The sequence below is a fragment of the Spirochaeta cellobiosiphila DSM 17781 genome, assembly GCF_000426705.1.
Lineage (GTDB): Bacteria > Spirochaetota > Spirochaetia > DSM-17781 > DSM-17781 > Spirochaeta_E > Spirochaeta_E cellobiosiphila.
Map to the genome: position 1 here is coordinate 319,337 of NZ_KE384555.1, position 18,559 is coordinate 337,895.

Below are 18,559 nucleotides of genomic sequence, written 5' to 3' on the forward strand. Positions count from 1 at the left end.
TTTTTGGAAATACTTGTCTTAGAATGGCATATTAACTACTATGGGGAATATTTGAACAAGGAGAAAATTATGATCATACAATTCACATCAAACATGGGAGGAAAGACAATGAAGGCTTTTAAAACATAGGACCCTCATATGATATTAGTCTAAATCCTATCACAAATAGCTATAATGTCAGAGGTTCCTATTCTCACTAACCACATAGGAGAATGGTATGAACCTAATAACGATAAATAACTTAACACACTCTTTCAGTGAAGAACCTTTATTTGAAAATATTTCCGTAGATATTAACAAGGGAGATAAAATAGGTCTAATCGGTCCAAATGGTGCTGGTAAATCTACTTTACTCAAAATAATATTAGGACAATTACAAAGCACAGAAGGTAAAGTAAGTACCACACCAGATATAAGTATTGGCTATGTTCCTCAAATGCTGGCATTCAATCGAATCGGAACAATAAACGACGTCATTCTTGAGGACTATCTAAGAATCCAACAAAATATGAATATGCTCGAAGAACAAATGGCTAACACAAAGGACCTAGATAAGGTGCTGGCTGATTACCAGAAATGTCAGGATAAGTTCGAAGCCTTGGGGGGCTGGGAAGCACAGGATAGAGCTCTGTCTTTATTACGACGGCTGGGAATGGAAAATGATCTTGATACAGATATTAGCGTTTTGTCAGGAGGAGAGCAAAGCTTACTTTATTTTGTTAAAGCTCTATTGTACCAACCAGACCTATTAATACTGGATGAGCCAGGAAATCATTTAGATTTTATTGGTTTAGCCTGGCTTGAACAATTCCTTAGAGGATACCCAGGGGCCGTTTTGGTTATATCTCACAATCGGTATTTATTAGAAAAAGTTACTGATGAGCTTTGGCATATTGAAAGGGGACAATTCAACCATTGGAAAGGTAAATATTCCCAATATAGAATTCAATTACTCCAATCCCAACTTCAACAAAAGAAAGCGATTGATCATCTAGACAAGTCTATCCATGAAACAACTAGCGAAGTAAAGCAGCTCCAAGCAAGAGCCTCAAGTTCCTATAATCCGCCAGTAGGTGTGCTAAAGTTACTGAACACAGCAAAAGTGAAACTTAAGCAGCTTCAAGAGGAAAGAAACAAATTAAACATTCATCAAGAATCAGCTATCAAGATCAATCTTCAAGGGCAGAAACATAGAAGTGATATTGCCTTAAAAGTTCAAGAATATAGTTTCTGTTATTCTGACAAGACTATTTTTAAGGATATAAATTTTGAAGTATTTTCCTCTGAAAGAGTTGCCCTTATCGGTGCTAACGGTTCAGGAAAATCAACACTTATTAGAGAAATCCTTGATAAAGGAGATTGGGAAAACTCGCTTATAAGGCTGAATCCAAGTACAAAGTTAGGATATATAGGACAAGATATCAAATTTGATACAGAGGATGGAACAATTGAAGAAGAGGTCAGAACATGGGGAAGTCTTTCTCAATCACAGGCTTTTAATGTAATGGCCCCCTATCAATTTGATTATCAAGAGATGAATAAAAGCATCAAATTATTATCAGGAGGAGAGAGACAAAGGCTTCAACTGGCCAAGCTATCTTATCTGGAAACGAATTTTCTTATATTAGATGAACCAACAAACCACTTGGACATCAAAAGTAGAGAGATACTAGAAGACTGCTTGAAAGATTATCCCGGAACTCTGTTTATAGTATCCCATGATAGGTACTTCTTGGACCGTGTTATTGAAAGAGTTCTTTTTATTGAAGAAGAAAAAATCCATTCCTTTTATGGGTCTTTTACAGACTTTTTCAGGAAAAGATACCAACAGTTACCCCATATGGGGAACAGACTTCACAATAGACGAAGGACCAATACGGAAGACAAGACCTTTCAGGATCAATCTTGGGAGACGAAAATAACACAATGGGAAGTAGAAAAAGAAGATCTTCAAAGAGAGATTGATAGTCTAACTTTAAAAAATAAGTTTACAGAAGCTCTTGCTATGACTAATAGATTATCTAAACTTCAGAAAAAATTAGACATAGCCTACTCTCAATGGGATCATGAACTTTAGTTTATAGAGCTTGAGAGATGGTATAGGCAGAGGAAAAAGCGGCTTGTAAATTATACCCACCAGTATCCCCGTCTATGTCCATCACCTCCCCGGCAAAGTATAGTCCAGGAGATATACGACTCTCCATAGTTTTGGGGTTGATCTCTTTCAGATCAACCCCGCCTGCTGTTACCATGGCTTTTTTCCATCCACCTGTTCTTGCTATAGTATATTTTGTATTCAGAAAGGCATTAATTATCATTTTTCGATTCTCTTTACTAACATTAGCTGATTGAAGATCTTGGTTGATACCATGAAGCTTAAGTACTATCTCAACGAAATGTTGGGGTAGATCAAATGTTTTCAATAAGTTTAGAATACTCTTATTGGGGTGATTTCTAAGAGCTTCAACTATCATAACGACAAATTCATCTCCATATCCAGTAAAATCAGGTATGAGGACATCATGTTTGTTCATAAATCGACTGTTATTGAGAATAACAGGACCTGAAAACCCTACATGAGTAATCAATAGATCACCAACATAACTATTAACTTTTTTCCCCTCTCTCCAATGTCCTAATCTTAAGCTTCTAAAAGATAATCCGGAACAGTCATTAAGAGGAAAATCCTGTATATGAACATCTACTAAGGCTGGTTTTGGAGAAATAATTTTGTGGCCTAAAGATTTAGCCAAACCATAGCCATCGCCTTCACTACCTGTAGCAGGATAAGACATCCCTCCTGTGGCGATGACAACATAATCATATATTCTTGTTACATTATTTGTTTTCACTTCAAACTTATCCTCTATATGACTGATGCCTTGTACTTTTTGATTATTAAGAACTTGGACCTTACTTTTGAGACACTCCTTTTCTAAACAACTAAGGATCTCTCCTGCTTTAAGAGATTGAGGAAAGACTTTCCCTTCTTTTGTAATGGTGAGTTCAACACCTCTAGATCTGAAAAATTGCATCAAATCAGATGAAGTATAATGGTACAGAGCATTGCGTAGAAAACGGGAATTACCTCTATAATTTAAAAGCATTTCTCTTGGTTCCTCATCATGGGTGATATTACATTGGCCAGAACCTGTAATCATCAGCTTCCGGCCTAATTTGCTTTTTTTTTCATAGAGAGTAACTTGTGCTTTATGGCTAACATTAATGGCAGTAAATAACCCAGCAGGGCCACCACCTATAACAGCTATATGAGGTAACATAGTTGATTGTCCTTATTTATTCTTTTTATACATTTCACCAATACAATAGCAGATTTCCCTGTTTTTTTTAAATATTTTATATTTATTGATCATTAGAATAAAGCAGTCCACCAAATTCATATTATTTATTCCCATATATATATTTATACAAGATCAACCAATCAATTATAATAACTTCAACTGATTCTTCATAATATCTTTTTATGTTTTTTTGCAAGATAAGTTGAAATATGAATACGATTACGCTATTATTTGTGAAAACTAATTTTATGAAGGAGATTAAGAATGAAAATCGGAAAATTCTTAACGGCATTGGTGTTATTTGCATCAATCATGAGTTGTACAATTACTACTCCAGGAACAGCTACTTCAAATCCAGTTGGATCTAAAACTGGTGAAGCAACTGGATCTTTTATCTTTGGTATTCCAATGGGAACTAACCTAGATATGGGTATCCAAAAAGCTGCTCTTAACGGTGGTATTTCTACTGTAAGTACTGTAGATGTTAAATACACATGGTTGGTTGTATTAACTAAGGTAACTACAGTTGTTACTGGTGAATAAACAAAAGGAGGCCATTATATGGCCTCTTTTTCTTGTCTTTTTTGTCTCCCTCTTAATATCGTCATGTGCTACCCAACCTCCTGTAAAAGTTTATTTTGTAGAAAATGGACAATTACAATATTACTTAAGGCCAACCAAATTAAATGGAGATGGATCTAAAGCATTTATTGATCTTACCTATAGAGAAGGGACTAATGAAAATCTTGGGTTCATAACCTGTAACTTCACAATTGATGGAAAATCTTTAACGAATATTGATGAGGCTTATTTCTTATTTGAAGGAAAAAAGTACAGTCTTGCAGATTTAGCATCGATTTATGTTAAAAGAAACGAAAAAATTATACGATACACTACAAAATGGGACAAAGATTCTTTCTTCGAATGGTTAAGAACGGATAATTTCACATTTGTAATTAGTTCAAGTGGGGAAACTTTTGAATATAAACCAACCAAATCTTTTCAAAAATCTAAGCACTATCTTTCATACGAATTATTACCATAATACTATCTTAATTATGTTGGTTTTTGTGCTGGCTAGTTGTAATGCAGCTGGTGCAAATAAAACATTCCACTCAGAGAATTCCCAATTAAACTTTAGTTCAAAGTGGAGTTGGCAAATTTTGGATGATCAAACTAGCAAGAGCCAAATAGCAAATGGTGATATATGGGTATATGGAAAAAACACAGTTTTGACTATTGAAGACAAGGAAGGAAGAATTTCAGAAGAGGCGATATATGATTCTTTTGATGTTTTTAAAAATTCTTTAGATAATAGTGATGCATATACATCTAATTACGATACAAACCAATTTAATTTTCATATTCTGAGACTGCTTACAGATGCTAATCTTGTCTATAAGTGTTATGCTATAGACATTATTACACAAGACTACTATGAGATAACCTTCATTAGTAACAATGAATCGGAATCCCAGATTCTGTCTGACAGCTCTGAGTTTGCAGAAATATTAAATAGTTTAAGTAAATAATTTTACTACTCAAAGGAGTTCTGCAGCTAGTTCAGACAAAGGACTCCTTTCTGACTTTTCCAAAGTTATATGACCATATAAAGGTTGTCCTTTTAAAGTCTCAACTAAATAGGTTAAACCATTCGAATTAGAATCCAGATATGGACTATCTATCTGATACGGATCTCCAGTTAATACAACTTTCGAACCTTGACCTGCCCTACTAACTATTGTCTTTACCTCATGTGGTGTTAAATTCTGTGCCTCATCTATGATGATGAATTGACGGGGAAGACTTCTCCCTCGTATATAAGTTAGAGCTTCAATTTCAATTGTTTTTGTTTTTAACAATTGATCCAGACTTTTAAGATTTTGGCTTTTGTATACGTTCATAATGTATTCAAGATTATCAAAAACAGGTTGCATCCAATGACTTAGTTTATCATCCTTACCACCTGGTAAATAACCAATATCTTTTCCCATAGGAATGATAGGTCTACTTATTAACATCCTTGTGTAGACATGTCCTTCTAATATTTTGCGCAAGCCAGAAGCTAAAGCTAATAAAGTTTTACCAGTTCCTGCTTTACCGACTAAAGACACTAACGGAATATCATCATCTAATAGTAAATTAAGAGCCATAGTCTGGCGTACATTCAAGGGATGAATATTACATGCTCGAGGTGTAGGATCACTTAATAAATGTAAACCTCCTACATTTTTATTATGTCGAGTGAGTTTAAATGATTTATCCTCTTTCCATTTAAGTAAAGCAAATTCATTTTCCAACATTTCATGTTCTGAATCCCAACCAACGTATTCACTTAGATTTTCTATTACATCTTCTTTTACCAGGATCTCTCGATATCCCTGAAAAAGTGTATCGATATTTACTTTCTGTTTCTCATAATCTACTGCTTTGATTCCAAGTGCAGCGGCTTTAACGCGTGCATTGATATCTTTAGATACAAAAAAAACTTGATTCCACCCTGTTTTATGTAGATTGTAAGCTACTAGTATAATTTTGTTATCAATTTTATTGAGATCCATATCAATGCCTGAGGCAGGAGCATGTCTAGTGGCAATACGGAGTATGGAATTGTTTTCCATTTTTACTCCCTTAGTAAGATCCCCTTTTTCAGCATATTTATTTAGTATACGGATAGCATGCCTTGCATTTCTTGCTCTTTCTTCATGGCCTATTTTTAATTTATCTAGCTCTTCTAATACCCATAAGGGAATAACAATTTCATTATTTCGAAAAGACATAATGGCATCTGGACGATGAATAAAAACATTAGTGTCTAGAACAAACTGTTTAATACGTTCTTTTTTCGGTTTTGGTTGAGGATTGGACTCTGGATACTCATATAAGTTATTTGCTGCAGACATGAAGAACTCCTTTGGAATGGGCTTCTTAAGAATTCTAGTACTTATATTATAATATTACCATAAAGTATTTATTGGAGTATATAGTGATTTAGAATTACACTTTTTTTATAAAAGTGGCAATTCTATCAAGGGCAATGGATAAAACATCATCTGGACAAGCAAGATTCAATCGACACCACCCTTGTCCCTCAGATCCAAACCAAGTACCAACATTAAGTTTAACACCACCTTCGTCTTCAAGTTTATCCAAAGATCTATCTGTTACTTCACCAAGTTTTAACCAGGCAAGATAAGTCCCTTCTAAAGGAGACAAAGGAATGTGATGTGATTCACAGAAAATCCGTAGAGATTCATAATTTTCTGTAATTTTATTTAATATTGACCTTAACCAATCATTACCTTGCGTGTAGGCAGCAAAAGCCGCAACTTCATTTAAAGGATCATTGTGGCCTTTATACCCATACGGTAAGATACGATCAAAAGCGTTCCTAAGCACAGGATTTTTAATAAAGGCACGTGCCGAGTTTAATCCTGGGATATTAAATGTTTTTCCTGTGGCTGTTAGTACAATAGAAATATCATCACCACCAACGGAGAAAACACTGCAATGTGAATGTCCTGGCATAGTAAGATCACAATGAATTTCGTCACTAACAAGAATAACATCATTTTTTCTACATAAGTCTACTATTTTTTGTACTTCATTCGGAGTCCACACTCGACCTACAGGATTATGAGGATTACATAAAATCATCACTTTATTATTGATGTCAGCTAATTTTACTTCCAGATCTTTCCAATCTATATCCCAATGATCTCCATTCCATTTAAGAGAGTTTTTTATTGTTTTACGTGATCGAGAATAAGATGCTTGTCTAATGGGATTGTAAACTGGAGGTTGGTGAATTATACCATTACCTACATCCGAAAAGGCTTCTACTGCACCATAGATAGCAGGGACAACACCAGAGGTAGGAATAATATCTTCAGGAGTTAACGTATACCCATGTTTTTTATTAAACCAGTCAATAATAGCGCTATTAAGTTCTTTGGGAACTAGACTATAACCGAAATAAGGATGTTGTATTCTATGTAATAATGCATCTTGAATATTTTTATCTATAGGGAAGTCCATTTCTGCTACCCATAAAGGCAAGGTATAACCAGGTTGAACAATACTATCCCATTTTGCACTATTGGTATTAATTCTATCATTGAACATGAACTTCATTCTCCCTTCTTAATAACTAACTTATATGATTGTTTTTTTTGCCTGTTTGAGAATACTTCAATAAAATAGGGCGTATGGGCTTTTAACACCATATTAATCTGTCCTTTTTCATCAGCCGAAGCAATGACAGACATATCCTCGTTTAAAACCCTAAAATAGTAAACATTGTCAGGAATAGAAAAGATAAAGGGGCTGTCCTCTGTAGGTTGATAAACATAATAATCATTGTTCTGTGGAGAAGAATAAGGACCATTTTCTCCAACGTTAAGAGGATAAATCTTAGTTGATTCTACGAGCTCATCCTCAACCCAGTGAAAACTATCCTCATTTTCCTCAGGAGAGTTTACAGGCGATGTATCAAACCGACCATCCCTTGCCCCTGCTAGATAGGCTAATAAAGAAACTGCCGCGACTGGCAGTTCATCTCCTGAGACTAATAATTCCACATTAGTAGTACCCAAATATTGGCGGAAAGAAATTTCACCTTCCTGATAGGCTTTGGTATTTGCTAAAACAAAATGAACTGTAAACAAACTTTTGTTATCCATTACTGTGATAGACAATCTGGTATTTTCTCCAAACGTGTCCAAACCCTCAAATGCTGCTTGTTGCCAGAAATAAAGAATTTCCTCTGGATTTTGAGAGTAGTCAAGATGATGAATCAAAGTTAATTCATTATCCTCATACTGAACGCTTATATTGCTAGAAGGATTTAGTTTATTCAAATAGTTTTCTATTAGTGATGTATCTTCTACTGTCACTTTAATTGAAGGTGGGGGCGTATTAACCTGTTCTGTTCTATGACAAGATAGAATTATCGTTAAAAATAGTAATATTAGGCAGTTTTTCACATACACTCCTTTTCAATAAGAAAAAAAACACATACATTAAGTATTGCTAAAATACTCCTTGAACAAAAAGGATTCAACCCAGGAATGAATTATGCCCAACTTGGGAATTAAAAAAATTACAAAGACTATTGCTAGTCACTTTGAAGTACTAGGTCGATTTTATGCCTACCTAATGCAGGTCGTTCGATGGATGTTTACTCCTCCTTTCAGAATAGGAAGGATATTTGAGGAATTGGAAAAGATAGGTGCGAATTCTTTTCCTGTTATAGCTCTGTCCAGTACTGCTATTGGGATGATTTTTGCCTTACAATTAAACTATCTTTTAGGCATTTTTCGTTCAGAAATATTGATTGGTGCGGCTGTAGGCTTAACTATGGCCAGAGAATTGGCACCTTTTATAACCGCATTAATGCTTGTTGCAAGGGATGGTTCAGCAATGGCTGCTGAAATTGGTACAATGAAGGTTACAGAGCAATTAGACGCTATGGAAACAATGACAATAAACCCGATACATTTTCTGGTTGTTCCTAAAGTGTATGCAGCGCTTATAGCTTTTCCACTATTAACAGGAGCATCAAATTTAATGGGTGTTGCAGGAGCTTATCTCGTTGGAGTGATAGGTCTTGGAGTTGATTCTAGTGGTTTTTTTGATCAAATGTACTGGTTTTTAGACCCAACAGATATATTATCAGGTCTAATAAAATCAGTTGTATTGGGATTCTTTATTTCAATTATCTGCACTTTTTATGGTTATTATACAGAAAGAGGTGCAAAGGCAGTAGGAGAATCAACGACTAAAGCTGTTGTAACTTCCGCATTAATGATATTTTTTGCAGATTATATTATGACAGATTTGATGTTAAAGTTGTTATATTAAAGTAAGTAGCTTATGAAAGAATTTTTATCAGTAGAAAATCTATACAAATCATTTGGTCCCAAAGAAGTCCTTAGAAACATAAATTTGAACTTTGAAGAAAAGAAAATTACTGTAGTTATCGGAAAAAGTGGGACAGGAAAATCAGTTCTAATTAAGAATATTATTGGTATCTTAAATCCTGATTCTGGAGATATTAGGTATCGAGGTAAAAGCATGATTGGTGCAACATCAAAGGAATTGATGGAATTCAGGAGACACTTTGGCTTTTTGTTCCAAGAGTCAGCGCTCTTTGACTCGATGACAGTTGAAGAAAATATAGCTTTTCCCATAATACATGTTCAGAAGATTCGAGATCGTAAATTTATTAACAAGAAAGTCGCTGAAAAATTAGATTGGGTCGGTATGCAGGGTATTCAAAAATCATACCCAGCAGAACTTTCTGGAGGAATGAAAAAAAGGGTTGCCTTAGCAAGAGCTCTAACAATGGATCCAGAAGTTTTACTATTTGATGAACCTACTACTGGTTTAGATCCCATTTTAAGTGAGAGCGTTGATAGCTTGATATACAAAGTAAATAAAGAGCTTGGATTAACCTGTATTGTTATCAGCCATGACATTCCAGCTACATTTAGAATCGCAGACAAAATAGCATTTCTTCATGAAGCAGAGATTCACTTCTTTGGAACACCATCAGAAGCAGTAAAAGATACTGATCCTACACTAAAAAAGTTTATAAGCAATAGTTTTACCTCAGTTGAAAGTATAGGAGAAGAGGAATGAGTAAATATGTAAAAATTGGAATGCTAGTTTCATTCTCTGTTCTAGGTGTAATAATGTTTATGCTGCTAACAGCAGAATCAATCAATAAAGGAGACACTATATTAGTTACTGCTTACTTGAATGATGCAACAGGATTATTACCCGAATCAAAAGTTAGGATACACGGTGTTGTAGTCGGAAATATTAAAGATATTGTACTAGAAGATGGAAAAGCTAGGGTAGATATGGAGATAAGTAGAGATATTCCTTTATACGAAGATGCTAGCTTTGAGAAAAAGATGGAATCACTTTTAGGTACAGCCTCAGTATCTCTGGAACCTGGTACAGCTACTCACACACAACTTAAAAAAGGTGCTGTGATTCATAATGTACAATCAGGAACAGCAATGGAACAAACTATGGATACGCTTGAAGAAGTAAGTGGTATATCCTCTGACTTTATCAAGCAAATCATTAATCAAGTACAGGGACGCGACGGACAAATCGGATATAATAATACTGCTAATTCCGACTCATACAATGTTTTAACAAGTTCTATTAAAAGTATAAATATGATCTTATCTAATATGGAACGAATATCTTCAAGTATGAGTAGTAACTCTGATGCTAGTATACAACAGTTTAATCTTTTAATTGAAAGCCTTAACCAACTTACCTACAATCTTAATAGAATGATGGTACAGAATGAAGGAGAAATAAATTCCTCCCTGCAAAGTATAGATCAATCATTAGCATTACTGGCAAAACAAATGGAATCAGGAAAGGATATTCTCGCACAGGTTCAAGGTATTACAACAGCCATAGAATCAGGCCAAGGCAACCTTGGTAAACTAATAAATGATGATGAATTATACAATAGAGTAATCAATTTGACAGAGACAGCAGAAGACACTATTAACTCAACAATAGGAATTGATCTTGGAATAGACTATCACACTGATTATTTAGTAAATCAAAATTCAGGTAGAACGGAAGTGGGATTAAAATTAACTCCAAGAAATAAAAATAAATACTATGCATTAGGTCTATCCTATTCCCCCTATACAGAGAAAATAGAAACAACAACAGCAGAAACAACAGGAGCCACTACAGAGACAACAGTCACAACAAAAGTATCATCAACATGGGCACCTTATATTCAATTAGCCTATATATATGGTCCATTGACATTAAGAGGTGGCTTGATCGAAGGGAAAGGTGGATTTGGGGTTGATTATCAACCTGTAAATTTTGCTGATTTATCTATTGAAGCCTTTGATTTTGATCCTATTCAACAACCAAAACTTAGAATTGGTTCAACATTGACCCCTTTTATGTCTTTCGATCCCAATAACCCATTATCATGGGTCTATATTACTGGTGGGGTAGATGATATCTTGGGACAGGACCAAAGAGATTATTATTTCGGAGCAGGACTTCACTTTACAGATAATGACTTAAAAGGTATATCATCCTTTGCATCTATTCTTAATTAGGCTTGCCCATATAAGCTTACTTTAGTATTCTGATCTTTATGGTTGCAAATGAATATAAACCCTTGATTGTTCAAGGAGATGGTTCTCTCTTATTGGATGTTCATGATCCTGGTTTTGTAGAAGCAAGAAGCTATATAAGCCCTTTTGCAGAATTAGAAAAATCTCCTGAACATATGCATACATACAGAATAACTCCTCTGAGTTTATGGAATGCAGCTTCAGCTGGCTTATCTAAAGATACTATACTTGAGAGATTGTCCAGCTATTCTCGATATCCTGTCCCCTCAAATATTGAATACATGATAAGTGATCTTATTTCCAGGTTTGGAGTTATAACATTAGAAGCCTCAGAGGATGATGAGAAAACTCTCTATCTTAAAATTAAAGACAATTTAATAAAGCAAGAAATTGAAAAAGATATAAAACACTTTCCTTACTTAACACCTGTGTCCGGTGGATTTTATTTACCCTTATTAGAAAGAGGTAGGGTCAAACAAAAACTATTAACACGCGGCTACCCTGTTGAAGACTTAGCCCCATTAAAGAAGGGTGACCCGTTAATATTTAAACTGAGAAAACAGACAAGACAAGGTAGAGACTTTATCCTAAGAGATTATCAGATAGAAGCAAGAGATAGTTTTTATGGAATGGAACAACCAGGAAATGGATTTGGTACTATGGTATTACCATGTGGTGCAGGAAAGACTGTCATAGGTCTATCCGTTATGGAAAGATATCAAACAAAAACTCTGATCCTAGCGCCAAATGTAGCATCAGTTCATCAATGGATTGATGAAATACTAGATAAAACAGATCTTACAGAAGAGCATATTGGTGAATACTCTGGTGATAAAAAAGAAATTAAACCTATTACTATAGCTACTTATCAGATATTAGTATGGAGAAAGGATAAGACAAGTGATTTTCCTCATTTTGATATTTTTCTAAAGGCTAACTGGGGACTAGTAATCTATGATGAAGTCCATCTTCTCCCTGCTCCCGTTTTTAGAGTAACCGCTGAGATACAAGCTATGAAAAGATTAGGCCTGACCGCTACACTAATTAGAGAAGATGGAGCGGAGGAAGACGTTTTTAGTTTAGTAGGTCCTAAAAGATATGATGTTCCATGGAAAGAATTAGAAGCTAAGGGCTTTATTGCTGAGGCCAATTGCTACGAAATACGAATTGATTTACCAGAAACAGAAAAGCCAATATATGCCATTAGTGATCAACGAAAGAAATATAGGATTGCAGCCGAAAATCAGTATAAGATTCCTATCGTTAAAAATCTTGTGGACAACCACAAAGAAGATTCTATATTAATTATTGGACAATACTTAAATCAACTTCAAGCTATAGCTAAATATATGAAAGCTCCTTTAATCACAGGAAAAACCTCGAATAAAGAAAGGGAAGTTATATACAACAATTTCAGAGCAGGAAAGATTAGAGTTCTTGTTGTATCAAAAGTGGCTAATTTTGCAATTAATCTACCAGATGCATCAGTAGCAATACAAGTATCAGGTTCTTTTGGATCTAGACAAGAAGAGGCACAACGTCTTGGTAGAATACTTCGCCCCAAAGAAAAAAACAGTTTCTTTTACACAATAATTAGTCGCTACACTATTGAAGAAACATATGGAATGAATCGACAAAAGTTTTTAGCAGAGCAGGGATATAAATATAAGATTGATTTTTGGGATACTAAGGAGTTAATTTGACCAATATAAATATCGACCATTGGAAGACGAATCTACTATTACTCCCGGATAGTACTTTCTTTGATATTATGCGCTGTTATCTAGGAGAACTTCAGACCCCTTTCAATAAACATAAAATGATTCAACAAATTCAATCGTTCTTATTACAAGAATCAGTGCAAGATAATATTATTTCTATGCTTAATGAAACAGACCTCAAAGTACTAACAGTTATCGCCTATCATTCAAAACCATCATTAAATACTATGTCTCTCTTTTTTCAATCTCAATTGTCTTTTTTGGAGATACATCACCAAGTTATCAATATGGAAGAACGTTTGTTGATATATTCTGATGATCAAGGACAGTATAGATTAAATCCCCTACTAATCGATAAGATACAACCTTACTTAAGTATCAATTGGTTGTGTAGTTCCACTGTTGCCAAACCCATATATAGTCAAAGTGTGCTTTTGAATGACTATTTTATTTTTGGTTTTTTAACATTGATAGATGGCGAATCTCCCCTAAAAATTGATGGTACATGGAAAAAAAAGTGGCTTGAATCGCTTTCTCATCAATTAAAGACAACTAACAAAGTTCTTATACATCTTATGGATTCTTGTATAAATAGTAATTGGATTAAATTTGATAATGGAAACATTACTGTAAATAAACAAGAATTATTAACGATCAAAGATCTATCCCACCAATCAAGGTATTACTATTATCTTTCAGCAGGAATTACAGAGAATCCAACAATGGAGAAAGTTAATAACCTTCAGAATTTTATTCAGAGCCTCCCAACTGATAGAATACTAGACTTTGAGGGGATCATAAATTTAATGCACCTATTCCTAGAAGGTATCGATGTAAATAAAACACTTACATGTTTACTAAGTTATGGTATTTTGAAAGAAGTGGCGAATGGATATCAGCTAAACAGCTCTTATTTGATTCCCAATGATGAAAACTATCCAGGCTCGGCTATTGTTGAGGCCAATTTGGAGATGAGACTACCTCCTGGATTATGTTTTGAATTAATATCTTATGTATTAGATTTTGCTGTTATTAAGAACGTAGATATTATGCCATTATTTGAAATATCTAAGGATAAAGTACTATTAGCATTGAGTCGGGACTGTAAAATTGAGAATATTATTGAAAACTTAAAAAAGTTGACAGAGCCACTACCTTTAAACCCAATGATAGAATCAACCCTATTAGAATGGGGAAATAGTTATGAATCAATTCAAATTTATGAAGGAATTGTTCTTTGTATTACAGAAGACAGATTGAGACTAATAGAAAATGATCCAGAAATAAAAAATAGTATCCTAAAAAGACTTGGAACTGGCATATTTTTAATGAGTAGTAAAAATGTTAATCAGTGGAAAAAGGCTTTAGAAATACTAAGTAATCAAAAACAACCTATCCAAAGAGAAACAGCACCCAAGAGTGTTTCAGGATTAACAACAATGAAAGCTCAGCAATTAAAGAATCCTATTGAATATAGTTGGCAAGAAACATCATTACCTGTCAATCAATACGATAGTGAATACTTCTCACAATATTTGAAGCATCAAAAAATACCTTCTGACAAACAACGAGAACTGGAATCAAGACTTGAGCGTAGGCTCATATTAGTACCAGCGCAAATTAATGAGAAAGCAGTAAAAATAGTTAAGAGGGAGGCTCGAGGGCTAGATTTCCAAGGGAAACTTTCACTTATCAATCAGAGTATAAAAGAATCCAGAGATATACTTGAATTTCAGATGAGATTAGGAAGGGAAAGATTTTTATTTCATGCTCAACGTCTAAGAAAAGTAGGTACAGACTATGAAATAACAGGAGTGAAACTCCCAGGTAACGAAGAAGTGATGTACAAGTTGAGTGAAATCTCATTAGTTAGAAAAGTTAGAAGCGGCTTAGTATACAGCTTGTAAAAATGGATCATCCCATAAATAACTGATGTTGTTCTCTAGCCTGTTCGACTAACATTTTATATCCATTAATAATCGTGCCACCATGTTTAACAGCATTTTTTAGAAATATAGTCTGTTCAGGAACATATATTATATCATAGGCTATTTGTATATCCTTATAAGAATAGTGAGGGATGGGAGTCTCTTGTTCCCAAGGATGCATACCTACAGAAGTAGTTTGAATAATTATGCTTCCGTATTCTTCTAATTTGTCATATTCATCTTCAGACAAGGGTGACCAATGGCAATCAAATTGGTCTGCTAATTGTTTGGCTTTGCTTATGGTTCGATTAAAAATACAAATATTAGCCCCCTCTTTTTTTAAAGCGTAAATAATGGCTTTTGCGGCCCCACCAGCTCCAATTACAGCAACTTTAGTTCCTCTAAGATTTTGAATTTCCTCTAGTAGTGGTGAGAGAAAACCAGCCCAATCAGTATTCCTACACGACCACTTCTCACCATCACTATTAGAGAACAAAGTATTACAAGCACCTATTGCTTTGACATCCTCTTGAAGATCTAAACTATGCACTTCCTTCATTATTGTTTCTTTAAAGGGAATAGTAACGCTTAGGCCATTAATTCTCATCTCCTTTGCAAAAAACCAGAAGTCTTTTATATCTTCCACAAAAAAAGGAATGTATATAGCTCGTCTTTCTTCAACTCTATAGGCTTCATTATGTATTACGGGAGACTGGGAATGCATAACAGGATTACCAATTATTCCATTAATTACTTCATCTCCATTAAGGCTTTTGAAATTATAGACATCACATAAAATTTGTGGATTTATCTGGCCTGGAGCACCAAGGGTTTTGCCTCCCGATGCGAATGTTAACAACGAGCCTAAACGCTCTGCTAATATACGAGTAGAAAAACCGATATCACCCATAGCTAGTAGTATTTTACATCTATTATCTAATAGCTTCGCTTCTTGGTAAAATCTAGCTAACTCTTTATAACTTTTAGGATAGAAGGCGCCTTTCACAATATCAGCATCGAGGTGCTTTAATCTTTCAACCCAATCTTTTGGTAAACCATTAAAATCGTGTATAGAACGAATGATCTTGGAACCATTACTATTTATCTTACGCTCCCCTTCAGGCCAATGACAGTCTTCTTCCAAATCAACATATGCCCATGGATACTCTAGTAATTCAAACAACCTGGACCGTCTTATAGATTCCTCCCCAGCCCATGCGCCCCCATCTCGTTTTTGTCTATAGGTCAATATTAATTCAAGTCCAATTTTTGATGCAAAATCCAATATTTCTGTTTTGTTGTACTCATTAAGAAGATCAATTCTGAGTTCGGCCATATCTATATATGATCTGTAGCTTTCTATTAGTTTATTATTCTCTTCTATACTTTTTCCGGTTAATGTAAGACATACCTTTGACATTTCAGAGATCCCCCCTATAGATGTGAATCCATATATCGTCGTCCCTTTTATGCACTTGTAATCTTATAGGAAAACCATTGCCTTTTAATTGATAAACTTTACTTGCACCCTTCTCCCATAAAAGACGTTGATAGGGATCGCTTTTAATAAGACTTTCAGCTTCATCTATTGAATTAACAGTGAAACTAATTTTCCATACATGATCAGTGTAAATTCCAAGTTGAAGATTATTATCGTATAAAAAAACACAGTCATCTTCTTCTGGAACAGAACCTCGTCTAGGTAATACTTTAATAGGTGTACCCATGTCATTTATTACACTTGCAAGGTCATTCCCCAAATATGATTTGTATTCTTCCAAAGATGTTTCTGCCGAAAGTGAACCTACTAGAATTAAAAATAAAATAGTTACTGCAGTATGCCTTACCATGTCTCTAACAACCTTTTCCACTTATTATCTTTTCTATCTAACAAGACTAATTGTTTCATATAAAATTTAGCATGAAATTTATCGTCCTTTAGATAATAGATTTCTGCTAATGCAGATAGTGTTTTTATATTAATGGGATTATAGCTTAAGCTATTATTCAATAAATTCAGCTTTTCTGATTCGGTATTAACAAACAAAAAAGAGTAGTATAAATAATCACTATGTAATTCTGAGGGCCAATTGCTATTTGGTGTTCTAGATTTGAGATCTACTTCAAGTCTGGACAAATTATTTGTTTCAAATAAAGCAGTCCAATAAGATTGTAAATGAGACAAAGAAACAGATTTATTTCGTGATAAACGAACTATTCCACTCCAATTTTGTTGAGCGGCCAACAACTCCCATTCATAGGGGAAATCATCAGGAACTATATCGGGATAATCTTTAGCATATAAAACTGCGGACTTCCAATCATCATTCAGGATAGCCAACTGAAACCTTCTGGAAGCCAATTCTACATCTGTTAATATACTACCTTTAATTTGTAGTAACCCTTTTATCCTTTCTCGATCTTTTAAATCAAAAAGTATATCTAAAGATTCATTTAGGAATTTTTTTTCAAGAGGGAATGCATCCATAGCCAAACTTAGATAACTCAATCTTTCTTCAGGTTGAATGTTAATTCTTTTTTGATAATCATTGTACAAAATCCAAAACTCTAAAGGCATATTTCTACTTAAAATGGAATCCATGTATGTTATACCTTCAGACATCTGATTGATAAAACCAAAAGATTCAGCTTTACGATATTGATCTTCTAATGGTAGTTGAATAACCTTATTATAGATATCAATTGCTTTTTGATAATTACCCAAAAAATATTCCAACCTTCCTCTTAATAAATTTATAGATTGTTGATTGGGATACTTTTCTTCTAAATTTTCTAATTCAACTTTAGCAGATTCAAATTCCTTTAATTCGATAAGGATCAATGCTTTGTAATAGGTACCCTGACTCAAAGGATTAAGATTCAATGCAATATTTATATCTCTTAAACCTTCTCTAGTATTGCTCAACTTATATTGAATAACCCCTCGTAAAAATGGAATAACAAAAGAATCTCCCCATGCCAAATCAGCACTAATTAATAAATCATCTGCATCTAGTAAAACATTAGGACTATCTGTATATAAAACAGCAAGAGGTGCAAAATTTAAATAAATAAGGCTATATTCTGGTCCTAAATTCGTAGGAATTGTACCACTTCTAATCTGATTGAAGAATGAAATAAGAGGATTATCTCCTGTAAGAGAATATGGACGTGCATACCCATCCCAAGGATAAAGGATAGCTCTAATCTCCTGCATGACATATAGTAAATTCTGGGCATATGGATCATTTCTCTTTTTTAATAATTGTTCTTCTGACCAAGTAAGATCCTTAATAGTGCCTAATACTAACCGCGGTTGAATATTTTGCAGGATTGATACATCACCTTGACTTTGATCTAATACATTATTCAAATCCACTAGTTGCTGCTGACTAGTACAACTGGTAAGAAGAAGAAGCAATAAAAAGTACTTAGTTCTGATCATCTTTATAAGAGCTATGCTCTTTAACAAA

At 34.3% G+C, this 18,559-nt stretch carries 16 protein-coding genes; 9 read left to right on the top strand and 7 right to left on the bottom strand.

The window, feature by feature from the left end:
• The first annotated feature begins 217 nt into the window (after positions 1-217).
• Complete coding sequence (gene abc-f, locus K345_RS0111770; protein ID WP_028974316.1) at positions 218-2,077, top strand: ribosomal protection-like ABC-F family protein; 1,860 nt, start codon at positions 218-220, stop codon at positions 2,075-2,077.
• Between the two features lies 1 nt (position 2,078).
• On the opposite strand, the gene K345_RS0111775 is transcribed toward abc-f, so the two are convergent.
• Positions 2,079-3,281 carry a BaiN/RdsA family NAD(P)/FAD-dependent oxidoreductase gene (locus K345_RS0111775; protein ID WP_028974317.1) on the bottom strand — a complete coding sequence of 401 codons (1,203 nt, stop codon included), beginning with the start codon at positions 3,279-3,281 and terminating at the stop codon, positions 2,079-2,081.
• Between the two features lie 285 nt (positions 3,282-3,566).
• Here K345_RS0111775 and K345_RS0111780 point away from each other — a divergent pair, with 285 nt between their 5' ends.
• Genes K345_RS0111780 through K345_RS0111790 form a run of 3 tightly spaced genes read left to right on the top strand, consistent with a single transcriptional unit; the run spans position 3,567 to position 4,834 of the window.
• Entirely contained in the window at positions 3,567-3,845 is a 279-nt protein-coding gene (locus tag K345_RS0111780) for a TRL domain-containing protein (protein ID WP_037572132.1), read from the top strand.
• Positions 3,838-4,347, top strand: a complete 510-nt coding sequence (locus tag K345_RS0111785) for a hypothetical protein (protein WP_156888388.1) — start codon at positions 3,838-3,840, stop codon at positions 4,345-4,347. Before K345_RS0111780 ends, K345_RS0111785 begins: the two co-directional genes overlap by 8 nt.
• A 13-nt stretch (positions 4,348-4,360) precedes the next feature.
• Entirely contained in the window at positions 4,361-4,834 is a 474-nt protein-coding gene (locus K345_RS0111790; protein WP_156888389.1) for a hypothetical protein, read from the top strand.
• Between the two features lie 9 nt (positions 4,835-4,843).
• Here K345_RS0111790 and K345_RS0111795 read toward each other — a convergent pair whose 3' ends face one another.
• The 3 genes from K345_RS0111795 to K345_RS0111805 form a co-directional block, all read right to left on the bottom strand.
• Positions 4,844-6,205, bottom strand: a complete 1,362-nt coding sequence (locus tag K345_RS0111795; RefSeq protein WP_083963749.1) for a PhoH family protein — start codon at positions 6,203-6,205, stop codon at positions 4,844-4,846.
• Between the two features lie 94 nt (positions 6,206-6,299).
• Entirely contained in the window at positions 6,300-7,427 is a 1,128-nt protein-coding gene (locus K345_RS0111800; RefSeq protein WP_169714809.1) for a MalY/PatB family protein, read from the bottom strand.
• Between the two features lie 5 nt (positions 7,428-7,432).
• Entirely contained in the window at positions 7,433-8,287 is an 855-nt protein-coding gene (locus K345_RS0111805) for a hypothetical protein (RefSeq protein WP_028974323.1), read from the bottom strand.
• Positions 8,288-8,378: 91 nt separating this feature from the next.
• On the opposite strand from K345_RS0111805, the gene K345_RS0111810 reads away from it, so the two are divergent.
• From K345_RS0111810 to K345_RS22420, 5 genes are read left to right on the top strand one after another with little or no spacing between them, the layout of a single operon-like run.
• Positions 8,379-9,164 (top strand): MlaE family ABC transporter permease, encoded by a 786-nt coding sequence (locus tag K345_RS0111810; RefSeq protein WP_053228262.1) that lies wholly within the window; start codon positions 8,379-8,381, stop codon positions 9,162-9,164.
• A gap of 12 nt (positions 9,165-9,176) precedes the next feature.
• Positions 9,177-9,944, top strand: a complete 768-nt coding sequence (locus K345_RS0111815; protein WP_028974325.1) for an ABC transporter ATP-binding protein — start codon at positions 9,177-9,179, stop codon at positions 9,942-9,944.
• Positions 9,941-11,419: an MlaD family protein gene (locus K345_RS0111820; protein WP_028974326.1), complete on the top strand. Its 1,479-nt coding sequence runs from the start codon at positions 9,941-9,943 to the stop codon at positions 11,417-11,419. Before K345_RS0111815 ends, K345_RS0111820 begins: the two co-directional genes overlap by 4 nt.
• A gap of 38 nt (positions 11,420-11,457) precedes the next feature.
• A complete protein-coding gene (locus tag K345_RS0111825; RefSeq protein ID WP_028974327.1) occupies positions 11,458-13,140 on the top strand; it encodes a DNA repair helicase XPB in 1,683 nt (560 codons plus the stop codon).
• The gene (locus tag K345_RS22420; protein WP_053228263.1) at positions 13,137-15,065 is read left to right on the top strand and encodes a hypothetical protein; all 1,929 of its coding nucleotides are present in this window, start codon (positions 13,137-13,139) and stop codon (positions 15,063-15,065) included. The genes K345_RS0111825 and K345_RS22420 overlap by 4 nt, the downstream gene beginning before the upstream one ends.
• A gap of 7 nt (positions 15,066-15,072) precedes the next feature.
• Here K345_RS22420 and aroE read toward each other — a convergent pair whose 3' ends face one another.
• From aroE to K345_RS0111845, 3 genes are read right to left on the bottom strand one after another with little or no spacing between them, the layout of a single operon-like run.
• On the bottom strand, positions 15,073-16,506 hold the full coding sequence (gene aroE / locus K345_RS0111835; protein WP_028974328.1) for a shikimate dehydrogenase: 1,434 nt from the start codon (positions 16,504-16,506) through the stop codon (positions 15,073-15,075).
• A 1-nt stretch (position 16,507) separates the two neighbouring features.
• Positions 16,508-16,957 (bottom strand): hypothetical protein, encoded by a 450-nt coding sequence (locus K345_RS0111840; RefSeq protein ID WP_156888390.1) that lies wholly within the window; start codon positions 16,955-16,957, stop codon positions 16,508-16,510.
• Positions 16,930-18,531 carry a tetratricopeptide repeat protein gene (locus K345_RS0111845; RefSeq protein WP_028974330.1) on the bottom strand — a complete coding sequence of 534 codons (1,602 nt, stop codon included), beginning with the start codon at positions 18,529-18,531 and terminating at the stop codon, positions 16,930-16,932. Before K345_RS0111845 ends, K345_RS0111840 begins: the two co-directional genes overlap by 28 nt.
• Positions 18,532-18,559 lie beyond the last annotated feature (28 nt).

Bases quoted from the DNA above. Each gene is read 5' to 3' on its own strand.
- K345_RS0111825 (WP_028974327.1), top strand. From the start codon at position 11,458: ATGGTTGCAAATGAATATAAACCCTTGATTGTTCAAGGAGATGGTTCT.
- abc-f (WP_028974316.1), top strand. From the start codon at position 218: ATGAACCTAATAACGATAAATAACTTAACACACTCTTTCAGTGAAGAA.
- K345_RS0111820 (WP_028974326.1), top strand. From the start codon at position 9,941: ATGAGTAAATATGTAAAAATTGGAATGCTAGTTTCATTCTCTGTTCTA.
- K345_RS0111800 (WP_169714809.1), bottom strand. From the start codon at position 7,427: ATGTTCAATGATAGAATTAATACCAATAGTGCAAAATGGGATAGTATT.
- K345_RS0111845 (WP_028974330.1), bottom strand. From the start codon at position 18,531: ATGATCAGAACTAAGTACTTTTTATTGCTTCTTCTTCTTACCAGTTGT.
- K345_RS0111795 (WP_083963749.1), bottom strand. From the start codon at position 6,205: ATGTCTGCAGCAAATAACTTATATGAGTATCCAGAGTCCAATCCTCAA.
- K345_RS0111780 (WP_037572132.1), top strand. From the start codon at position 3,567: ATGAAAATCGGAAAATTCTTAACGGCATTGGTGTTATTTGCATCAATC.
- aroE (WP_028974328.1), bottom strand. From the start codon at position 16,506: ATGTCAAAGGTATGTCTTACATTAACCGGAAAAAGTATAGAAGAGAAT.
- K345_RS0111810 (WP_053228262.1), top strand. From the start codon at position 8,379: ATGCCCAACTTGGGAATTAAAAAAATTACAAAGACTATTGCTAGTCAC.
- K345_RS0111775 (WP_028974317.1), bottom strand. From the start codon at position 3,281: ATGTTACCTCATATAGCTGTTATAGGTGGTGGCCCTGCTGGGTTATTT.
- K345_RS0111790 (WP_156888389.1), top strand. From the start codon at position 4,361: ATGTTGGTTTTTGTGCTGGCTAGTTGTAATGCAGCTGGTGCAAATAAA.
- K345_RS0111815 (WP_028974325.1), top strand. From the start codon at position 9,177: ATGAAAGAATTTTTATCAGTAGAAAATCTATACAAATCATTTGGTCCC.